The sequence below is a fragment of the Herbidospora yilanensis genome (assembly GCF_001570565.1).
Taxonomy (GTDB): Bacteria; Actinomycetota; Actinomycetes; order Streptosporangiales; family Streptosporangiaceae; genus Herbidospora; species Herbidospora yilanensis.
Genome location: NZ_BBXE01000020.1, coordinates 187164 through 207457, shown reverse-complemented (window position 1 = coordinate 207457; position 20294 = coordinate 187164). Strand labels below are relative to the sequence as shown.

The 20294-nt window shown below is 71.8% G+C and carries 18 protein-coding genes; 9 read left to right on the top strand and 9 right to left on the bottom strand.

Annotated elements, in window-relative coordinates:
• Positions 1–2: 2 nt before the first annotated feature.
• Positions 3–1169, top strand: a complete 1167-nt coding sequence (locus tag AW273_RS14900; protein ID WP_062348901.1) for a cytochrome P450 family protein — start codon at positions 3–5, stop codon at positions 1167–1169.
• Here the strand turns inward: AW273_RS14900 and AW273_RS14895 are convergent.
• Both AW273_RS14895 and AW273_RS14890 read right to left on the bottom strand, forming a co-directional pair.
• Positions 1166–1765 carry a TetR/AcrR family transcriptional regulator gene (locus AW273_RS14895; RefSeq protein ID WP_062348900.1) on the bottom strand — a complete coding sequence of 200 codons (600 nt, stop codon included), beginning with the start codon at positions 1763–1765 and terminating at the stop codon, positions 1166–1168. The genes AW273_RS14900 and AW273_RS14895 overlap by 4 nt on opposite strands.
• Position 1766: 1 nt before the next feature.
• Complete coding sequence (locus tag AW273_RS14890; protein WP_062348899.1) at positions 1767–2408, bottom strand: biliverdin-producing heme oxygenase; 642 nt, start codon at positions 2406–2408, stop codon at positions 1767–1769.
• Positions 2409–2600: 192 nt separating this feature from the next.
• On the opposite strand from AW273_RS14890, the gene lon reads away from it, so the two are divergent.
• The 6 genes from lon to AW273_RS14860 all read left to right on the top strand — a co-directional run bounded on the left by lon (position 2601) and on the right by AW273_RS14860 (position 10521).
• Positions 2601–4973 (top strand): endopeptidase La, encoded by a 2373-nt coding sequence (lon, locus tag AW273_RS14885; RefSeq protein ID WP_062348898.1) that lies wholly within the window; start codon positions 2601–2603, stop codon positions 4971–4973.
• 126 nt (positions 4974–5099) lie between these two features.
• On the top strand, positions 5100–6056 hold the full coding sequence (locus AW273_RS14880) for a GlxA family transcriptional regulator (protein WP_062348897.1): 957 nt from the start codon (positions 5100–5102) through the stop codon (positions 6054–6056).
• Positions 6057–6070: 14 nt separating this feature from the next.
• Positions 6071–6700 carry a DJ-1/PfpI family protein gene (locus AW273_RS14875; protein WP_062348896.1) on the top strand — a complete coding sequence of 210 codons (630 nt, stop codon included), beginning with the start codon at positions 6071–6073 and terminating at the stop codon, positions 6698–6700.
• Between the two features lie 101 nt (positions 6701–6801).
• Positions 6802–7371 carry a hypothetical protein gene (locus tag AW273_RS14870; protein WP_062348895.1) on the top strand — a complete coding sequence of 190 codons (570 nt, stop codon included), beginning with the start codon at positions 6802–6804 and terminating at the stop codon, positions 7369–7371.
• Positions 7372–7501: 130 nt separating this feature from the next.
• Positions 7502–9004, top strand: a complete 1503-nt coding sequence (locus AW273_RS14865; RefSeq protein ID WP_232327420.1) for an acyl-CoA synthetase — start codon at positions 7502–7504, stop codon at positions 9002–9004.
• A gap of 119 nt (positions 9005–9123) precedes the next feature.
• Positions 9124–10521 carry a S1C family serine protease gene (locus tag AW273_RS14860; RefSeq protein WP_062348893.1) on the top strand — a complete coding sequence of 466 codons (1398 nt, stop codon included), beginning with the start codon at positions 9124–9126 and terminating at the stop codon, positions 10519–10521.
• A 169-nt stretch (positions 10522–10690) separates the two neighbouring features.
• On the opposite strand, the gene cydC is transcribed toward AW273_RS14860, so the two are convergent.
• The 4 genes from cydC to AW273_RS14840 are packed head-to-tail and all read right to left on the bottom strand — an operon-like array spanning position 10691 to position 15853.
• Positions 10691–12376 (bottom strand): thiol reductant ABC exporter subunit CydC, encoded by a 1686-nt coding sequence (gene cydC, locus AW273_RS39475; protein ID WP_062348892.1) that lies wholly within the window; start codon positions 12374–12376, stop codon positions 10691–10693.
• A complete protein-coding gene (cydD, locus tag AW273_RS39470) occupies positions 12373–13974 on the bottom strand; it encodes a thiol reductant ABC exporter subunit CydD (protein ID WP_062348891.1) in 1602 nt (533 codons plus the stop codon). Before cydD ends, cydC begins: the two co-directional genes overlap by 4 nt.
• Before the next feature lie 10 nt (positions 13975–13984).
• Positions 13985–14677, bottom strand: a complete 693-nt coding sequence (locus AW273_RS14845) for a cytochrome d ubiquinol oxidase subunit II (RefSeq protein WP_062348890.1) — start codon at positions 14675–14677, stop codon at positions 13985–13987.
• Between the two features lie 9 nt (positions 14678–14686).
• Positions 14687–15853: a cytochrome ubiquinol oxidase subunit I gene (locus AW273_RS14840; RefSeq protein WP_062348889.1), complete on the bottom strand. Its 1167-nt coding sequence runs from the start codon at positions 15851–15853 to the stop codon at positions 14687–14689.
• A gap of 107 nt (positions 15854–15960) precedes the next feature.
• On the opposite strand from AW273_RS14840, the gene AW273_RS14835 reads away from it, so the two are divergent.
• Entirely contained in the window at positions 15961–16257 is a 297-nt protein-coding gene (locus tag AW273_RS14835) for a helix-turn-helix transcriptional regulator (protein ID WP_439648630.1), read from the top strand.
• A gap of 15 nt (positions 16258–16272) precedes the next feature.
• Here the strand turns inward: AW273_RS14835 and AW273_RS37880 are convergent, their stop codons facing one another.
• Both AW273_RS37880 and AW273_RS14825 read right to left on the bottom strand, forming a co-directional pair.
• Positions 16273–16953: a permease prefix domain 1-containing protein gene (locus tag AW273_RS37880; protein ID WP_063909961.1), complete on the bottom strand. Its 681-nt coding sequence runs from the start codon at positions 16951–16953 to the stop codon at positions 16273–16275.
• A gap of 40 nt (positions 16954–16993) precedes the next feature.
• Entirely contained in the window at positions 16994–18202 is a 1209-nt protein-coding gene (locus tag AW273_RS14825; protein ID WP_198168147.1) for a pentapeptide repeat-containing protein, read from the bottom strand.
• 326 nt (positions 18203–18528) lie between these two features.
• Here AW273_RS14825 and AW273_RS14820 point away from each other — a divergent pair, with 326 nt between their 5' ends.
• Positions 18529–18894 carry a thioredoxin family protein gene (locus AW273_RS14820; protein WP_062348886.1) on the top strand — a complete coding sequence of 122 codons (366 nt, stop codon included), beginning with the start codon at positions 18529–18531 and terminating at the stop codon, positions 18892–18894.
• A gap of 52 nt (positions 18895–18946) precedes the next feature.
• On the opposite strand, the gene AW273_RS14815 is transcribed toward AW273_RS14820, so the two are convergent.
• Entirely contained in the window at positions 18947–20281 is a 1335-nt protein-coding gene (locus AW273_RS14815) for a class II 3-deoxy-7-phosphoheptulonate synthase (protein ID WP_232327419.1), read from the bottom strand.
• Positions 20282–20294: the final 13 nt, after the last annotated feature.

The window sequence follows — 20294 nt, the reverse complement described above, 5'->3', positions numbered from 1 at the left end:
GGATGACCACCGAGTTCGGGCTCTCGGAGCTCTGGGAGCCCGCCACCCGCCGCGACCCGCACACGTTCTACGCGCGCGTGCGGGCCGCGGGCCGGCCCGTCCCGCAGATCGACCCCGGGGGGAACCGGTTCTGGGTGGTGGCCCGGCACGCCGACGTGCTCGAAGGACTGCGGCACCCGGAGATCGGCCACCGGCTCCCCTGGCACACGCACGGGGAAACGGAGGCCGAGCGGATCGCGGCCCGCCAGCTCATCTCCCTCGACCCGCCCGACCACACCCGCCTGCGCGGGCTGGTCAGCCGGGCGTTCACGGCCCGGATGGTGGCACGTCTGGAGCCGTGGATCGCCGAGGTCGCCGACGGGCTGGTCGCCCGCGCGCGGGAGCTGGGCTCCTTCGACGGCGTGGCCGACCTGGCCGACCCGCTGCCGGTCAACGTGATCGCCCAGCTCGTCGGGGTGCCCGAGGAGGACCGGGGGATGTTCCGGGCCTGGTCGGCGACCATCGTGTCGGCCTCCGACTGGGACGGCTCGGCCACGCTGGCGTTCGCCGCCTACGTCGACGACCTGGCCGCCCTCCGCCGGAAGGCCCCGGCCGACGACCTGATCTCCGAGCTCGTCGCCCTGGAGGCCGGCGGCGACGCGCTCGACCGCGACGAACTGGTCGCGATGGTGCAACTGCTGCTCATCGCCGGTCAGGAGACCACGGTCGACGTCATCGTCAACGGGGTGCGGCTGCTGCTCACGCATCCGGACCAGTGGCGGGACCTGCGGGCGGACCCGTCGCTGGCGGGCGCGGTCGTGGAGGAGACGCTGCGCTTCCGCGGCCCGGTCGAGATCGTCCCGCCCCGATTCGCCTTCCGCGACCTCGACCTGGCCGGTGGCGTCATCCCGGCGTACGAGCGGGTGGCCCTGTCGTTGTGGGGCGCCAACCGCGACCCGGAGGTGTTCGCCGATCCCGACGTGTTCGACGTCCACCGGCCCGACGCCGGCCGGCACATCGCCTTCGGGCACGGCGTGCACTTCTGCCTGGGCGCGGCGCTGGGCCGCCTGGAGGCCCGGATCATGTTCGACCGCGTCGCCCGCGAGCTCGGCACGCTGCGCCTGGCGGTCGATCCCGCCGAGGTGGACGACTTCCGCCTGCACCACGGAGGCATGCCGCTGAGCCTCTAGTCTCCCGGCCCGAGGGCGCGCAGGCAGAAGGCGGAGACGAACTCCTCGGCCTCCTCCAGGGTCCGGCCGCCCTCGGTCAGCGGGATGCGCTCCGACCCGAGCACCGCCAGCACCGCCCGCGCGGCGGCCTCGACGTCGGAGGTGCGGAACTCGCCGGAGTCGACGCCGCTCTGGATGATCTCCCGCAGGATGGCCTGCATCGGCGCGACGTGGGCGGCCAGCCGCTGGTAGGCATCGGGCCCGAGGGTGGCCGACAGGTCGGCGGCCCCCGGGTGGGGGTGGGCGACCAGGCCGGTGAGCTGGAGCCGCACGAACGCCCGCAGCCGGACCGACGGCGAGGCGTCGGCGGGCAGGCCGCGGGCGTAGCTCTCGACGAAGTAGTGGGTCACCCGCTCGGTGAAGGCCAGCAGCAGCGCCGTCTTGTCGGGGAAGTAGTTGTAGAGGACGGTCCGGGTGATGCCCGCCTCGGCCGCCAGCTCGGTCATCGAGATCGCGTCGATGCCCTGCCTGCGGGCCAGCCGCGCGATGGCCTCCAGGATCTTCTCCTGGGTCTGGGCGCGGTGCTCGCCGATCGTGGCGGCCGAGATGCGCGGCACGTCAGGCCGCCACCGTGGCCACCCGGCCCAGGTCGCCGAGCACCTCGGTGTTGAGCTGGTAGGCGAGCCGGGTCTCCCGGATGATCCGCTGGCGACCGGCCTCGTCGAGGCTCTCGCCGAGGGCGTCGAGGCGGCGCCGGTATTCGTCCTTGAAGCGGGGGAGGCTGCCGATGTCGAAGTGGTAGAAGTCCACCCCGCCCCCCTTGCCGTAGCCGTAGATCTTCTGCAGTTCCAGCCGGATGAACTGCCCGCCGGACAGGTCGCCGAGGTAACGAGTGTAGTGGTGCGCCACATATCCGCCCGGCCAGTCAGAAACCTGGTTGATCCGGGCGACGAGCGTCTGGGTCGGCTTGCTGGGGGCGACCCGCGCGGCCCAGTCGTCGCCGTAGATGGCCGTGAGGTCGCGGACGAGCGCCTCCTCCCGGTAGAGCTCGGGGAAGACGAAGGCCCCGGCGACGGGATCGCCGGCCAGCCGCCTGGACGCGCCGTCGAGGGCCACATAGGCGAAGTAGTGCTGGGCGACCATCTCGCCGTAGGCCTCGGGACTGAGCCGTCCTGCCATCAGGTTCTTCAGGTAGTTGTCGTCCTCCGCGGACTCGTGGTCGGTCCAGGTCGCGGTCCGCAGGACCTCGGCAAAACCCATCGCAGGCTCCTCAGAGTGTCGTTCATGACGAAGTGTCACAAACCTTCGCCGCGATCGTCAACAGGTTGATGACAGCCTGTCGTTAAACGTGATTACAGAATTACGATCGCTCTCAGCGAACGCACGCAAGCTTGGGAACATCATGGGACTCGCCTTAGTTGAGCGCATATAACTCAAGCCTGAGGAGCACGCATGACTGAGATCCTTCCCGTCCTGCCGCTGGACGACGAGGTCGTCCTGCCCGGCATGGTCGTCCCCCTCGATCTGTCCGACTCCGAGGTGCGCGCGGCGATCGAGGCCGCCCAGGCCACCGGCGCGAAGAAGCCGCAGGTCCTCCTGGTGCCCCGCATCGACGGGCACTACGGGGCGGTCGGCGTCACCGCCGTGGTCGAGCAGGTGGGCAGGCTGCCCGGAGGCGAGCCCGCCGCGGTGGTGCGGGGCGTCTCGCGCGCCCGCGTGGGCACCGGCACGACCGGCCCCGGCGCGGCCCTGTGGGTCGAGGCCACCCTCGTGGCCAAGGCCGCCGGCGAGCCCGACGCCAAGGTCAGCTCCCTGATGAAGGAATACAAGGCGCTCACCACCACGATCCTGCAGAAGCGCGGCGCCTGGCAGGTCGTCGACCAGGTCAACGGCATCGACGACGCCTCCGTGCTGGCCGACAGCTCCGGCTACGCGCCCTGGTTGTCGACCGCCCAGAAGCTGCTGCTCCTGGAGACCCCCGACGCGGGCGAGCGGCTGGAGAAGCTCGTCGGCTGGGCCCGCGACCACCTCGCCGAGGTCGACGTCGCCGAGACGATCCGCAAGGACGTCCAGGAGGGCATGGAGAAGCAGCAGCGGGAGTTCCTGCTCCGCCAGCAGCTCGCGGCGGTCCGCAAGGAGCTGGCCGAGCTGAACGGCGACCCCGAGACCGAGGAGGAGGACTACCGGGCCCGGGTCGAGGCGGCCGACCTGCCCGAGAAGGTGCGCGAGGCGGCCCTCAAGGAGGTCGACAAGCTGGAGCGCACCTCCGACCAGTCGCCCGAGACCGGCTGGATCCGCACCTGGCTCGACACCGTCCTCGACCTGCCGTGGAACACCCGCACCGAAGACGAATACGACATCGCCGGCGCCCGCGCGATCCTCGACGCCGACCACACCGGCCTGGAGGACGTGAAGGACCGGATCATCGAATACCTCGCGGTCCGCAAGCGCCGCGCCGACCAGGGGCTCGGCGTCGTCGGCGGGCGGCGGTCCGGCGCGGTGCTCGCGCTGGCCGGCCCTCCCGGAGTCGGCAAGACCTCGCTCGGCGAGTCGGTGGCCCGCGCCATGGGCCGCAAGTTCGTCCGGGTCGCGCTGGGCGGCATCCGCGACGAGGCGGAGATCCGCGGCCACCGGCGCACCTACGTCGGCGCGCTGCCCGGCCGCGTCGTCCGGGCGATCCGCGAGGCCGGCTCGATGAACCCGGTCGTCCTGCTCGACGAGGTCGACAAGGTCGGCGCCGACTACCGGGGCGACCCGACGGCGGCGCTGCTCGAAGTCCTCGACCCGGCGCAGAACCACACCTTCCGCGACCACTACCTCGAGGTCGAGCTCGACCTGTCCGACGTGCTGTTCCTGGCCACGGCCAACGCCCTGGAGCAGATCCCCGGCCCGCTGCTCGACCGCATGGACGTGGTCACCCTCGACGGCTACACCGAGGACGAGAAGGTCGTCATCGCCCGCGACCACCTGCTGCCCCGGCAGCTCGAGAAGGCGGGCCTGACCCCCGACGAGGTCACGATCGACGACGGGGCGCTGCGCCGCATCGCGGGGGAGTACACCCGCGAGGCGGGCGTGCGCTCCCTGGAGCGGGCGGTCGCGCGGGTGCTGCGCAAGGTCGCCGCGGCGGTCTCGCTCGGCGACAGGGCGCTGCCGCTGACCGTCTCCGACGCCGACCTGGTCGGCTACCTCGGCCGGCCGCGCCACGTGCCCGAGTCGTCGCTGCCCGAGTCGCGCCAGCGCACCTCGGTGCCCGGCGTCTCGACGGGCCTGGCGGTGACCGGCGCGGGCGGTGACGTCCTCTACGTCGAGGCGTCGCTGGCCGACCCCGAGACCGGCTCGACCGGGGTGACCCTGACCGGTCAGCTCGGTGACGTGATGAAGGAGTCGGCCCAGATCGCGCTGTCCTACCTGCGCTCGCGCGGCGCGGAGCTGGAGCTGCCGGTCGGGTCGCTGAAGGACCGCCAGGTCCACATCCACGTCCCGGCGGGCGCGGTGCCGAAGGACGGCCCCTCGGCCGGCGTCACCATGACGACCGCGCTGGCCTCGCTGCTCAGCGGGCGTCCGGTGCGCAATGACGTGGCGATGACCGGTGAGGTGTCGCTGACCGGCCGGGTCCTCCCGATCGGCGGCGTCAAGCAGAAGCTGCTGGCCGCCCACCGGGCGGGCATCACGACCGTCCTGATCCCGGCCCGCAACGAGCCCGATCTCGACGACGTCCCGGCCGAGGTGCTGGCCGATCTCGAGGTCCACGCCGTCGGCGACGTGCGTGAGGTCCTGGAGATCGCGCTGACCCCGGCGACGGTGGGGCAGTCGGCGGCCGCGTAGTCTCCTCCGAGCGCGAAGGGGGTCTCCCGGGACAGGGGAGGCCCCCTTCGTCATGTCCCGGTCATGTCCTGATCTGCAAGGTTCGTGTCGTTGCGGCCGCCGGGCGGCGACTCGCAGGATGGGGGCATGCGGGTCGTCTGCGTCATCACCGAAGGGTTCCAGCACCTGGATCTGGCCGGTCCGGCCGACGTGTTCGCCACCGCCGGGCTGGTGTCCCGGAGGGCGGCGTACACGCTGGAGGTGACCGCCGTCGCGGCGGGGCCGGTCCGGTCGTCGAACGGGCTGGCCACGCTGGTGGAGACCCCGATCGACGAGGTCGCCGGGCCGATCGACACGCTGCTGGTCGCGGGCGGGCCGACCGTCGACGACCACCTGCGCGACGCTCGCCTGGTGGCGGGGGTGCGCCGGCTGGCGGCGGGGGCCCGGCGGACCGGATCGGTCTGCACGGGGGCGTTCCTGCTCGCCGAGGCCGGGCTGCTCGACGGCGGGCGGGCCACCACCCACTGGTTGTCGGCCGGGGAGCTGAGCCGGCGCTACCCGGCCGTCGAGACCGACGCCGACGCGATCTACGTCAGGAGCGGCGACGTCTGGACCTCCGCCGGGGTGACCGCCGGGATCGACCTCGCGCTGGCGATGGTCGCCGACGACCACGGCCACCGCGTCGCGCGCGAGGTCGCCCGGGGGCTGGTCGTCTACCTCCACCGGCCCGGCGGGCAGTCGCAGTTCTCGGCGCCGATCCAGGCCGTACCGAGAAGTGAGCCCCTGAAGGAGCTGCAGACCTGGATCGACGAGCACCCGGAGGAGGACCTCAGCGTCCCGGCGCTGGCCCGCCGGATGAACCTGAGCGAACGGCACTTCTCCCGGGTCTTCACCGACGAGACCGGCATGCCCCCCGGCCGGTACGTCGAGATCGCCCGCACCGGCGCCGCCCGGCGGCTGCTGGAGACCACCGACGAACCCCTCGACGTCGTCGCCCGGCGGACCGGCCTCGGCCTGCCCGGGAGCCTCTACCGGGTGTTCCGCCGGCACCTGCGTGTTTCCCCCGGCGACTACCGGCGCCGGTTCCGAGACAAGGACCATTAGACAGGGAGCACTGAGTGCGCATCGCCATCCCCCTCTACCCCGGCTTCACCGCCCTCGACGCGGTCGGCCCCTACACCGTCATGGCCTTCGCGCCCGGCGTCACCGTCGCCTTCGTGGCGGGTGAGCCGGGCCCGGTCGTCGACGACCGCGACAGCCTGTCGATCACCGCGACCGCGACCTACGACGACCTGCCCGACCCCGACGTGGTCCTCGTCCCGGGTGGTCCGGGCACCGTCGGGGCGCTCGGCGACCGCCGCCTGATCGAGTGGATCCGGTCGGCCCACCGCACCTCGGCGTGGACGGCCTCGGTGTGCAGCGGCGCCTTCCTCCTCGCCCACGCCGGGGTCCTCGACGGCCTCCCGGCCACCACCCACTGGGGCTTCCACGATCAGCTCGCGGCCTTCGGCGCCGTCCCGGCCGCCGGGCGCGTCGTCACGCAGGGGAAGGTCGTCACCGCCGCCGGGGTGTCGGCCGGCGTCGACATGGCGCTGACCCTGCTCGCCCTCCTGCGTGACGAGGACACCGCCAGGGCCGTGCAACTGGCCATCGAGTATGACCCCGCCCCACCCTTCACTTCGGGCTCGGCCGCGACCGCCTCTCCTGAGCTGCGGGAACGTGCGCTGAGTTTCATCCGCGTGGTGTGACCTGCGTTTTAAAGCGAGCTTCAAGCCGGTCGCTACTGACCCGCTATCGGGACGGTTTATTCCTTTACCTGTCAAACTCCTCGTCCCGAGAGGAATCCGAAATGCGATTCATCAAGAAGCTCCTGGTGAGCGGCGGCGTCGCGGCCGCCCTCATCACCGGCGCCGTGGTCGCGCCGACGGCCGCCAGTGCCTCCCCCTTCGTCGGAGACTGGGGCCCCTACTTCTCCGCCGACCACAAGGCCGAGGCCGAGGGCAAGTACGTCCTCGACCACGAGAAGAAGAAGGTCTGGTACTGGGAGAAGTTCAAGAAGCCCATCAAGAAGTGCTGGTGGAAGCACGGCGAGAAGAAGTGCAAGATCGTCGGCTGGAAGTGGGACAAGAAGTGGTCCTGGAAGTGGGTCGACTACACCAAGGTCTCGGTCAAGGGCGAGCTCACCAACCACAAGTGGTGGGGCGACAAGAAGTACGAGTGCGCCTGGGCCGTCTTCAAGATCGAGGACTTCGACGGCCACACCTCCTTCAAGAAGTTCCGCAACTGCGACAAGGGCGGTGACTGGTTCGGGTTCGGCGCCACCGACGTGAACACCATCGACGTCCAGGTCTCCCGCGGCAACTTCTTCGGTCCCAAGGGCTTCTACGGCCCCTGGTCGCCGGTCTACGAAGCCGCCTGACCGGCACCCCCGAACGGTGGACTGAGCGGTCTGCTGAACGGCCCGCGCCAATCCCGGCGCGGGCCGTTTCCTTTCCCGCCCGACGATCACCGAGTAATGTTCGGTCATGTATCCGGGTGCCGTCGCCGCAGTGAGCCCTGACAAACCCGCCGTGATCATGGCCGGTTCCGGCCGGGTGGTCACCTACCGGGAACTCGACGAGGAGTCCAACCGCCTCGCCCACCTGCTGCGCGAGGCCGGGCTGCGGCCCGGCGACCACATCGCGTTCATGCTGGAGAACCATCCGCTCTTCCTCGCGGTCGCCTGGGCGGCGCACCGGTCCGGGCTGCTCTACACGGCGATCAGCTCGCGGCTCCAGGCGGGCGAGCTGACCTACATCGTGGAGAACTGCGGGGCGAAGGCGTTCGTCAGCTCGGCGGCGTGCGCCGAGACGGCCGCCGCGGTGACCGGCCCGCCGCTCCGGCTCATGCTCGACGGCACGGTGCCCGGCTTCCTCTCGTACGAAACCGCGGTCGCCCCCATGCCCGTCACCCCCGTGGCCGACGAGGTGCAGGGCATGGACATGCTCTACTCCTCGGGCACCACCGGGCGGCCGAAGGGCGTCAAGCCCAACTGGACCGGCCAGCCGCTCGACGTGCCCGGCCCGCTGATGAACCTGATCGGCTTCCTGTTCGCCCCCACGGCCGACAGCGTCTACCTGTCACCCGCGCCGCTCTACCACGCCGCCCCGCTGCGCTACTCGCTCACCTTCCAGCGTTTCGGCGCCACGGTCGTCGTCATGGAGCGCTTCGACCCCGAACAGGCGCTCGCCGCCATCGAGAAGCACGGCGTCACCCACTCCCAGTGGGTGCCGACCCACTTCATCAAGCTGCTGAAGCTCCCGGCCGAGACCCGGTCCCGATACGACCTGTCCACGCTCGCGTACGCCATCCACGCCGCCGCCCCCTGCCCGGTGCCGGTCAAGGAGCGGATGATGGAGTGGTGGGGCCCGATCATCCACGAGTACTACGCGGGCACCGAGGGCAACGGCTTCGTCTACGCCGGCCCGCACGACTGGCTCACCCACAAGGGCACCGTCGGACGGCCGCTGCTCGGCGTGCCGCACATCCTCGACCCCCAGGGCGAGGAACTGGGCCCGGGGGAGACCGGCGTCGTCTATCTGTCCGGCGGGCCGACGTTCGTCTACCACGGCGACCCGGAGAAGACCGCCGCCGCGCACGACCCGAAGGGGCGGGGCTGGTCGACGCTCGGGGACATCGGCCATCTCGACGAGGAGGGCTTCCTCTACCTGACCGACCGCAGCTCTTACATGATCATCTCGGGCGGGGTGAACATCTATCCGCAGGAGGTGGAGAACCTGCTGGCCGTCCATCCGAAGGTCGCCGACGTGGCCGTCTTCGGGGTGCCCGACGAGGAGATGGGCGAACAGGTCAAGGCCGTCGTGGAGCCCGCCGACCCCGCGTCGGCCGGGCCGGAGCTGGAGGCGGAGCTGATCGTGTACTGCCGGGAACGGCTGGCCCACTACAAGTGCCCGAGGTCGGTCGACTTCCGCACGGAGCTGCCCCGGCACCCCACCGGCAAGTTGTACAAACGAATTTTGCGCGACGAATACTGGCCGGAGCAGCACAAATAAGGTGGATGTTCGGTTTCGCCAGGTCAGCGGGGTGATCGCTTAAGCCGGCCTTATCGGCGGTTTGCCATCTTAGAACCACCGGCCCGAAGGAGCCGGGATTCGGTAAGGGGATGGCAGAGATGAGCGCTGACGAGCGGGAGAACGAACAGGGGACCACCGAGGTCCTGGAGGGGCGCGGCTGGAGCCAGTTCGGCCGGCGGGCCCCGCAGTACGGCGACTACCGGGGCGAGCAGTCCGCCCCGAGCTTCGCGCCGCCCCCGCCTCCGCACCAGCCGGGCCCCATCCAGGGACACGTCGGCGCGAGCCCGGTCGGCGACACCGCCGTCTACGGCCTGCCGCCGGTCCCGCCGGAGCCTCCCCGGCAGCGGTCCGACGGGCGGGCCTGGAAGCGGGGCGTCTCGATCCTCGCCCTAGCCTGTGTGGCGGTGGGCGGTGGGGTCGCAGGGGCCCTCATCACCAACGCGATGAACGACGACGGCACCCCGGTGCTGGCCAGCCCGGTGGTGAACGCGCAGGGCAACGGCTCGGCGGCGATGCCCGCGAAGGGCACGATCGCGGCGGTCGCCAAGGCCGTGCAGCCCTCGGTCGTCATGATCACCGTGACCTCGCAGCAGGGACAGGGCGAGGGCTCCGGCGTGATCCTCTCGGCCGACGGACTGATCCTCACCAACAACCACGTGGTCGCCGGCGCCGGGCAGAACGCCCAGATGGCGGTCAAGTTCAGCGACGGCCGGACCATCCCCGCCACCCTCGTGGGCACCGACCCGACGACCGACATCGCGGTCATCCGCGCCACCGGCGTCTCCGGCCTCACGGCCGCCTCGCTCGGCGACAGCGACGCCCTCCAGGTGGGCGACTCCGTCCTGGCGATCGGCAGCCCCCTCGGACTGGAGGGCTCGGTCACCTCGGGCATCGTCTCGGCCCTCGACCGCACCGTCACCTCCGGCGGCGGTGGCGGTGGCGGCGGCCAGCAGCTTCCCCCCGGCTGGGGCGGCGGCTTCGGCCAGCAGGAGCAGCAGGCCGACCCGACCACGACGATCGGCGGCATGGTCCAGACCGACGCGGCGATCAACCCCGGCAACTCGGGCGGCGCCCTGGTCAACGCGGCCGGCCAGGTCATCGGCATCAACACCGCGATCGCCACCTCGGGCGGCGGCAACGGCAACATCGGCGTCGGCTTCGCGATCCCGATCAACACCGCGCGGAACGTCGCCGACCAGCTCATCAAGACCGGCAAGGCCGTCCACGCCTACCTGGGCGTGAGCGTCGGCGACGCCACCGGCGACACCGCCGGCGCCCTGGTGTCGTCGGTCGAGCCGAACAGCCCCGCGGCCAAGGCGGGCCTGCAGCAGGGCGACATCATCACCAAGGTCGACGACACCCCCGTGGACGCGGGCGAGACCGTCGTCGGCATCGTCCGCGGCCACCAGCCGGGGACCAAGGTGACCGTGACCTACGTGCGGAACGGTCAGGCGAACACGGCGACGATCACTCTGGAGGAGAAGACGACGAGCTGACGCGGAGATCTCTCGGGTAGGGGACAGGGAAGGACCGGCGGCGCCTCGCGGTTGGGGGCGCCGCCGGTCTTCTCTTTTCTCCGTTACGGCTCCGCCCGCCCGGCCCCGCCCGCCGCCTCCGGGGCCGCCCCCGTGAGCGGCGCCGACCGGCCGCGCCCGGTCCGCCCCGCTACGGCCGTCTCCGGACCATGTTCTCGGCCTCCCACAACTCGCGGTAGTAGCCGTCGGCCGCCACGAGTTCGGCGTGGGTCCCGCGCTGGACCACCAGGCCGTCTTCCAGGACGACGACCTCGTCGACCGCCTCCAGCCCCCGGAGCCGGTGGGTGACGAGGAGGGTGGTGCGGCCCCGGGTGGCGTCGAGGAGGTCGGTCATCAGGGCGTCGGCCGTGGTCTCGTCGAGGGCCTCGGCGGGTTCGTCGAGCAGGAGGACCGGGGGGTCGTAGAGGAGGGCGCGGGCCAGGGCGAGGCGCTGGATCTGGCCGCCCGACAGGGTGCGGCCGTCTTCGCCGAGCTGGACGTCCCAGCCGGCCCGGTCGGCGAACGTGTCGAGCCTGGCCTCCCTGACCGCCCGCGCGAGGTCGGCGTCGCCGGCGTCGGGGCCCGCGAGGCGAAGGTTGTCGCGGAAGGTGGTCTGGAAGACGTAGGGGTCCTGGGTGAGGCCCGTCATCATGGCGCGGGCGTCGTCGGGGGAGATCCGGCGCAGGTCGGCGCCGTTGACGGTGATGCTTCCCGAGACGACGTCGACGGTCCGCATCAGCGCCGACAGCAGGGTGCTCTTGCCCGCCCCGCTCGGGCCGACGACGGCCACGCGCTTCCCGGGGGTGAGCGTCAGGCTGACCCCGCCGAGGGCGGGCCGGTCGCCGTGCCGGACGACCAGGTCGTCGACCACGACCGTCAGCGGCCCCGTGGGCCGGGGCAGCGGATCGGCCGGGGCGGGCACCGCCGGGGGAGTGGCCTCGATCTCCCGCAGCCGTCGGACCGCCGCGAGCACCCCGGTCAGCCGTTCGCCGGCCGCCGCCAGCGGGAGCACCGGCTCGAAGGTCACCAGCGCCGTCAGGGCGAGCACGGCGGTCGCGATCGAACCGGCGTCGAGCGCCTTGGCCACGGCCACCACGATCACGACGGTGAGCCCCTGCACCAGCACCCCGGCCGCCAGCGCGGTCGCGTTGACCCGGGCCTGCCCGCGTTCCAGCCGGGCCAGCCGGTCGTCGGCCGCCGCGGCGGCGGCCAGGGCCCGCCCGGTCGCGCCGTAGGCGGCCAGGTCGGCCGACCCGTGCACGAGGTCGGCGGTGTGGGCGGCCAGGTCGGCCCGCGCGGGCGCCAGCCGGGTGGTCGACCGGCGGGCCAGTGCGGCGGTCGCGGCCGGGAGCAGCACCCCGGCGACGGCCAGCCCGGCCGCCAGCACCACCGCCGCGAGCGGCAGCAGGAAGGCGGCGATGACGACGGCCGTCACCCCGGTGACCAGTGCGGCGATGGCCGGGAGGAGACACCTGACGAGCAGGTCCTGGACCGCGTCGGTGTCGTCGACCATCCGGCTCAGCAGGTCGGCGCCCCGGTGGGAGAGCGGCCCGGCCGGGATGAGCGCGTCGTAGAGGCGTTCCCGGGTCGCCGCCTGCGCCCGCAGCGCGACGTCGTGGCCGGACAGCCGCTCGGCGTAGCGGAAGACGCCGCGCGAGGTCGCGAACGCCCGGACCGCCACGATCGCCACCGACAACGCGGCCAGCTCGGGCTGCTGCGCGGCCCGCGTGATGAGCCAGGCGGCGGAGGCGATCAGCCCGAGCCCGGCCAGGTCGGCCGCCGACCCGGCCAGCGCGGCGACCAGCAGCCGCCGGTTCCAGATCACCGAAGAGGTCACTTGATCACTCCGTCGTCGACTCTGATCACCCGGTCGGCCAGGGCGATCATCGCCGGGCGGTGGGCGACGATCACCGCGGTGCGGCCCTCGGACAGGGCACGGGTGGCCTCGATGACCGCCGCCTCGCTGCGGCCGTCGAGGCGGGCGGTGGGTTCGTCGAGGAGGAGCAGGCCCGCGCCGGGGCGGCAGAAGGCGCGGGCCAGGGCCAGGCGCTGGCGCTGGCCGGCCGACAGGTCGGCGCCGCGTTCGCCGATGACGGTGTCGTAGCCCTCGGGCAGGTCGGTGACGAACGCGTCGGCCTGGGCGGCGACCGCCGCGGCGCGGATCTCCTCGGGGGAGGCCGCGCCGTCGAGGGAGATGTTGCCGGCCACCGAGGTGGCGAACAGGTGGGGGCGCTGGGGGACGAAGGCCAGGTGGCGACGCCATCTCTCCAGGTCGAGGGTGGCCAGGTCGACGCCGCCGACCAGGACCCGGCCCTCGGAGGGGGTGACGAAGCCCAGCAGGAGGTGGAGCAGGGTGCTCTTCCCCGCGCCGCTCTCGCCGACCAGGGCGACCCGTTCGCCGGGGGCGATGGTGAGGGACACGTCGCGGAGGGCGGGGTCGTCGCGGCCGGGGTAGCGCACGGTCACGCCGTCGAGGCGGATCTCGGGCACCCGCTCGTCGACGACCGCGGGGCGCGGGGCGGCCGGTTCGGCCCCTTCGAGCAGGGCGAACGCCTGGTCGGCGGCGGTGACGCCCTCCATGGCGGCGTGGAAGCGGGTGCCCATCGCGCGCAGCGGCAGGTAGGCCTCGGGGGCGAGCAGCAGCACGAGCAGGGCCGTCGTCAGGTCGAGCGACCCGGACAGCAGCCGCAGGCCCACCGGCACCGCGACCAGCGCCAGGGACAGGGACGCGACCAGCTCCAGCACCAGCGACGACAGGAACGCCACCCGCAGGGTCTTCATCGTCGCCGAGCGGTGGGCGCCGGCGACGTCGCGGATCACGGTCGCCTGGTAGCGGGCCCGGCCGAACGCCCGCAGGGTCGGCAGGCCCCGCACCACGTCGAGGAAGTGGCCGCCCAGCCGGGACAGGGCGGCCCACTGCCGCTCGGTCACCTCTTTGGTCGTCAGGCCGACCAGCGCGCCGAAGACGGGGATCAGCGGCACCGTGACCAGCACGATCAGCGCGGTCGTCAGGTCGGCGGCGAACAACCGGACGATCACCGCCAGCGGCACCACGGCCGCCACCGCGATCGACGGCAGGTAGCCCGTCAGGTAGGGGTCGAGCGCGTCGAGGCCCCGGCCGGTCAGCGTCACCAGCTCGCCCGAGCGGGTCTCGGCCGGGCTCATGCCCTGGAAGCGGCGCAGCAGCCGATGGCGCAGCTCCGACTTCACCCCGCTCGCGGTGGCCCCTGCCGCCACGCCCTGGACCCAGCCCAGCGCGCCCCGGGCCGCGATCACCAGGGCCAGCCAGCCCAGGACGCCGACGGCGAACCGCCCCGACAACACCCCGGCGAGCAGTTCGGCCTGCACCAGGACCAGCAGCCCGGCCGCCACCGCCGCGCCCAGGCACACCGTCAGGTGGCGGCGTGGCAGCAGCCGCACGAGACCTCTGTGCACCGAGCCCCCCTCAGAAGTAGGCGGGGACCGGCCCCTTGCCGAAGGCCTTCCACACCCAGATCTGCGCCCCGGCCATGACCGGGACGAACGGCAACACCATAAACGTCAGCACCGTCAGGGTCGCCGACGGGGCCGCGTTGCCGATGACCGCGCCCGCCATCCCGGCCAGCGGCACCAGCGCCGGCACGGCCGCCAGGGCTCCGGTGACCAGCGGCGTCCCGACGCCGGTCAGCCGCCAGTCGAGGAACCTCCGGCCGTGCATCACGAACAGTGCGGCGATGAGGAGGCCGTACAGGAGCCCGAACGGGAACGAGAACCCGGCCAGGCCGGCCAGGAGCAGGCCCCAGGCCAGGCAGACGCCGAGCGACCCGAGGGTGATGAGCCACTCCCAGAAGGCGCGGGTGAAGAGGCGGCGGCGGAACCACAGGCCCGCGTCGCGCACCACCCACGAGACCAGCAGCAGCACCACGGCGGTGTAGTTGGCGCTCAGGGCGTACTCACAGGCGGGGAACGCGCCGAACAACACGCCCGCGGCGGCGATCAGCCACACCTCGTTGGCCAGCACGAACGGGCCGACGGCGCCGATCGCCCGGTCGCGGTCGGCGGTGACGGGCAGCAGCAGGCCGACGCCGAGGTCGAACCCCTCCAGGGCGAAGTAACCGGCCACCAGCAGCGCGAGCGCGCCGAACCACAGGATCTCCATCAGTCGCTCCTAGAACGTCAGCGCGGGGGCGGGCGCGGGCTTCTCGCCCAGCGCGATCTCGTCGGGACCCCGCCGGACGATCCGGGAGATCAGCACGTAGTCGGCGACCGCCAGCAGCGTCAGCACGCCGACGAACCCCGCGAACGACAACGTGATCTGGGCCTGGGTCAGCCCGGGGGTGAGGGCGTCGGCGACCTTCAGCCGCTCCCAGATCATCCAGGGCTGGCGGCCCTCCTCCCGGGCGATCCACCCGAGGATGGCCGCGACGAACGGGAGCGGGGTGACCAGCACGATCAGCGGGTGGAGGAACCGCCAGCGCGGCGCCCACTTGACCACGACGACCAGCAGGAGGGCGATGAGCTGGAGCAGGTGCCCCAGCAGGATCATGAAACCGAGGCCCAGCGCGGCCAGCGGCCGGTCGGTGAACTTGTCGGGCTGGACGCTGGTCACCGGCCCGAACTGGGCGAACCCGAAGCCCACCACCATCATGGTGCCGACGAACGCGGTCCAGATGCCCATCCGCAACGACCGGGAGAACAACTCCTGGTCGGAGGTCTTCCGGAACAGGTGGTAGGCGCTCGCGCCCATCACCACGAAACCGCCCACGGTCAGGCCGGCCGACAACACGTGGGGCAGCGCCATCGACAACGACGGGTTGGTCAGCAGCGCCCCGAAGTCGTCGAGCCGCAGCACGTCGCCGTCGCGCACCGCTCCGGCCGGGTGCTGGAGGAACGAGTTGGCCACCATGATCCAGAAGGCGGACGCGTAGGCGGTGATCGTGACCAGCCAGATCGTCGCGACGTGCAGCCACTTGGGCAGCCGGTGCCAGCCGAAGATCCACAGGCCGAGGAACGTGGACTCCAGGAAGAACGCGATCAGCGTCTCCAGCGCCAGCGGCGCGCCGAAGACGTCGCCTGCGTAGTGGGTCAGGCCGCTCCAGCTCAGCCCGAACTGGAACTCCATCACGATGCCGGTGACGATGCCGAGCGCGTAGTTCGTCACGTAGATCTGCCCCCAGAAGCGCGTCATGCGCTCGTCGAGGGTGGTGCCGGTGCGGGCGTATCGGGTGTGCATGATCGCCACAAGGGGGGCCAGGCCCAGCGTGAGCACGACGAACAGGAAATGCAGGCTCCCCGTCACCGCGAACTGCAACCGGGCCAGGTCGAGGACGTCCATGGAAGGCTCCTTATGTCTGGCTACATATAGAGAGCCTACATGTAGACTGGCTACATGCCGCACACGGTTAAGGTGAACACGTGAACCCCGACGCGCTCCGTGGGCATATGGACGCCCTTCTCCTGTCCGTGGTGGAGCACGAACCCCTCCACGGCTACGCGATCATCGAAGCCCTGCGGGAGCGGTCCGGCGGCGCCCTCGACGTGCCGACGGGTACTGTTTACCCAGCGTTGCGACGCCTGGAGCGGGCCGGCTTCCTGGCCAGCGAGTGGGCGACCGTCGGCGGCCGCAAACGCCGCACTTACCGGCTGACCGAATCGGGCCGGGCGGAGCTCGCGGGCGAACGCACCGCCTGGACCAGCTTCACGAGCGTGATCGGGCGGGTGCTGGACCCGCAGACGTGAACGGTCGGCGCGACGTCAGCGAGACAGGGCGGGAACCTGACCCGCCGACCTGAGGCAGCGGGCCGCGCTCCAGAGTTGCCAGGTCCAGAAGGCGAGGCTGATCCACGTGGCCACCTGGCCGGGGAGATAGCCGGGGAACGCCGACAGCGCCAGCCCCGCCGAGACCATCAGCGTTCCGCACAGCGCCGCCATCAGCGGCGCCTGGAGCCACACCAGCAGGCCCAGCAGCCGGGCCAGCGGGCGGGAGCGGCGGGTGCGGCGCAGGCGCAGCAGCACCGCCGCGCCCACCAGGCCGGTCGCCATCTGGATGAGGTCGACCGACCGGGCCACCACCTCGAACCAGGCGGGTTTCGCCACGTCGAAGCCGGCCGGGAAGATCTGCCACAACACACCCCACATCAGCGCCACCCCGGGGGTGCTGAGGAACAGCAGCGCCGCCGTCCGGCGGCTCTGCGCCGCCGTCAGCTCCTCCTGGAACCCCGGCGCCACCTCGGCGACCGGGCCGAAGTCGGCCACCGCGCGGGCCTGCGCCTCTCCCGGGGGCAGGCCCTCCTCGGCGTAGGCCTCGGCCGCGTCGTACAGGCCGTCGCGGGCCTCGGCGAGGAGATCGCGTCTGGCCCGCCGGGGCCCCCGGAGCGTCTTGGCCAGCGCGCCGACGTAGTCGTCGACGACGGCCGTCTCGAATGCGGTGTCCATGGTCGTTCGTCAGATTATGGGGGACCCCGCGAGTGTCACATCAGGGCGAACCCTGATCCGTCCCCGACGAGTGGGCCCACGTCCCGCCCTGCGTCACCGACGGGCGGGGGTGCCGGTTCTGCTGCTGGGGGGTGGACGACCACAACACCGCCGCCACCGCCACCAGGACCAGCAGCGCCACCCACGAGAGACGGCTGAAGAAGGTGTGCCGCAGGGGCGGCCAGCTGAACCGGAGTTGCCGGCGGCCACCGGGGCTGGCCGCGAACACGCAGTCGCGCAGCCGCAGCCGGTCGGCGTTCACCGCCCCCGGCAGGTGGCAGTGGGTCAGGTCGGCGCCCTCGATGGTCAGGTCGTCGGCGTCGAGGCCGGCGATCGACAGGACCCTGATCGGGCCGCCCCTGCGCCCGATCTTCGACCGGCCGCGGCTGGTCAGGCCGGTCAGGTCGAGGTCGGCGTCGCCCGCGCGCACGGTCAGGCGGCCGAGCACCCGCGCCTCCGACAGGTCGACCGGACACCCCGTGACGTGGAGCTCGACCGGGCCGGAGGCCCTGGCCTGGGTGAGCGCCAGGTGGCGGCCCACCGTGGCGGGGGCCAGGAACGCCTTCGCCCCGAACCTGACCGACTGGAACCCGGCCGCGCCCTCGAACGCGGTCTTCAGGAACGACACCGGACGCGAGAACCGGGCCCCGCGGAAGGTCGCGTCGCCCTGGAACCTGGCCTGGTCGAAGGAGCTGAACCCGTGGAACTCGGCCTGGCGGAACGACGCCGAGCCGAAGCAGGCCTCGCCGAAGAGGGCGTCACTGGCGACGGCGCACTCGTCCATCGAGAGGTGGCCGCGCACGCGGGAGCCGTACAGGGAGATCTCCCGGCCGAAACGCACGCCTTGAAATGAGACATTTCCCCTGAAATGGGTGTTGAAGAACGAGGCGAGCGCGTCGAATCGGGCTTCGTCGAACGACGCGTCGCCATTGAAGGTGACGTCGCCGAAACGGGCGGGGGAGCAGAACACGGCCTGGTCGAACCGGGCCCGGCCGACGATGTTCTCCATCGCGGCGAGAATCCGGTCGAGCAACCCGGCGGGGACGGTCGTGCCGCGCAGGTCGAGGGGCTGCCCCGGCGTCAGCGTGGCGAGGTGGGCTTCCAGTTCTTCGGCTTCCAGGTGGGTCAGGCAGCGGTTGTACGGCTGCCGCGTCACCCCTACACAATCGGCGCTCGTGGCGCAGGTGCTCCAGGAAAGGAGTTGCCTCATGCCAAAAGAATTACCCATAAATCGCGCCGCTTGGGAAACACCTGTCAAATGTGTCGTCGATGCCACCCCAGAAACGGCCCCGGTATGACATACCGGGGCCGTTCGCATTATTCGGTGCTCAACTGGGTGATACGGGGTGGACGGAGGGTGCTGAGGATCTCGTCCGTGCAGTTGCACGAGCCACAACCGGGGATCATGGAGTCTCCTGCCGTCGTCGGGACGCGGGACGTACCCATGGGTGCGACCGGGCAACCTGACCGGCGTGATAGGCCTTGGAATGCGGTGGGGCCCAATCGGGTTGCACCCCGAGAGGAAAGGAGTCGCGAGTGGCGACCATCGAGGTAACCGAGAGCAACTTCAACGAGATCGCCGACGACGGCATCGTCCTGCTCGACTTCTGGGCGGAGTGGTGCGGGCCGTGCAAGTCGTTCGGCCCGATCTTCGAGAAGGCGTCGGCCAAGCACGACGACATCAAGTTCGGCAAGATCGACACCGAGGCCCAGCCCGCCCTGGCCCAGGGGTTCGACATCACCGCGATCCCGACCATCATGGCCATCCGTGACGGCATCGTGGTCTTCGCCCAGCCCGGCGCCCTCCCCGCCCCCGCACTCGACGACCTGATCACTCAGGTGCGCGCCCTCGACATGGACGCCATCCGGGCCGAGATCAGCGCGGAGATCAACAAGAACTAGTCCGGCCAGCCGAAAAAGGCCCCCGATCCGGGGGCCTTTCGCGTTCGCCGGGTCAGTCGCCCCGGTAGAGCTCCGCCACCCGGAACGCCAGGTCGAGCGACTGCGACCGGTTCAGCCGGGGGTCGCAGGCCGTCTCGTAGCGCAGCGCCAGGTCTTCTTCGAGGATCTGGTGGCCGCCGCCGACGCACTCGGTCACGTCGTCGCCGGTGAACTCGATGTGGATGCCGCCGGGGTGGGTGCCCAGCGCGCGGTGGACCTCGAAGAAGCCGGTCACCTCGTCGAGGACGTCGTCGAGGCGCCGGGTCTTGAAGCCGCCGCTCGCCTCGAAGGTGTTGCCGTGCATCGGGTCGCAGATCCACGTCACCACGGCGCCGCTCGCGGTCACCTTCTCGACCAGCGGCGGCAGGGCGTCGCGGACCTTCCCCGCGCCCATGCGGCTGATGAAGGTCAGCCGGCCCGGCTCGTTGGACGGGTTGAGCTTCTCGACCAGCGTCAGCGCCTCGTCGGCGGTCGTGGCCGGGCCCAGCTTGACCCCGATCGGGTTGCGGATCTTGCTGAAGAACTCGACGTGGGCGTGGTCGAGCTGGCGGGTGCGCTCGCCGATCCAGACCATGTGGGCCGAGACGTCGTAGGGCAGACCCGTGCGGCTGTCGATGCGGGTCATCGCGTGGTCGTAGTCGAGGATCAGGGCCTCGTGGGAGGAGTAGAACTCGACCGTGTGGAACTCCGCGGGCTCCGCGCCGCACGCCGACATGAAGGCCAGCGCCTGGTCGATCTCCCGGGCCAGCCGCTCGTAGCGCTGACCGGCCGGGGAACCGGCCACGAAGTCCTGGTTCCAGGCGTGGACCTGCCGCAGGTCGGCGTAGCCGCCCTTGGTGAAGGCCCGCGCCAGGTTCAGCGTCACCGCCGAGGAGTGGTAGGCCCGCAGGAGACGGCCCGGGTCGGGCACCCGCGAGGCCTCGGTGAACTCGAAGCCGTTGACCATGTCGCCCCGGTAGGCCGGCAGTTCGACGCCGTCGCGGGTCTCGGTGTTCTTCGACCGCGGCTTGGCGAACTGCCCGGCGAGCCGGCCGATCTTGACGACGGGCACCCGCCCGGCGTAGGTCAGCACGATCGCCATCTGGAGCAGCGTCTTGATCTTGTTGCGGACGTTGTCGGCGGTGGCGCCGGCGAACGTCTCGGCGCAGTCACCACCCTGCAGGACGAACGCCTCGCCGCGCGCGACCGCCGCCAGCTCGTCTTTCAGCCGGTCGCACTCCCCGGCGAAGACCAGCGGCGGCAACCCGCGCAACTCGGTGACCACATCGTCGAGCGCGCCGCGGTCGGGCCACTCGGGCTGCTGGGCGGCGGGCAGGTCACGCCAGGTGTCGAGGTTGAGTGCGCTCACGACATACGAGGTT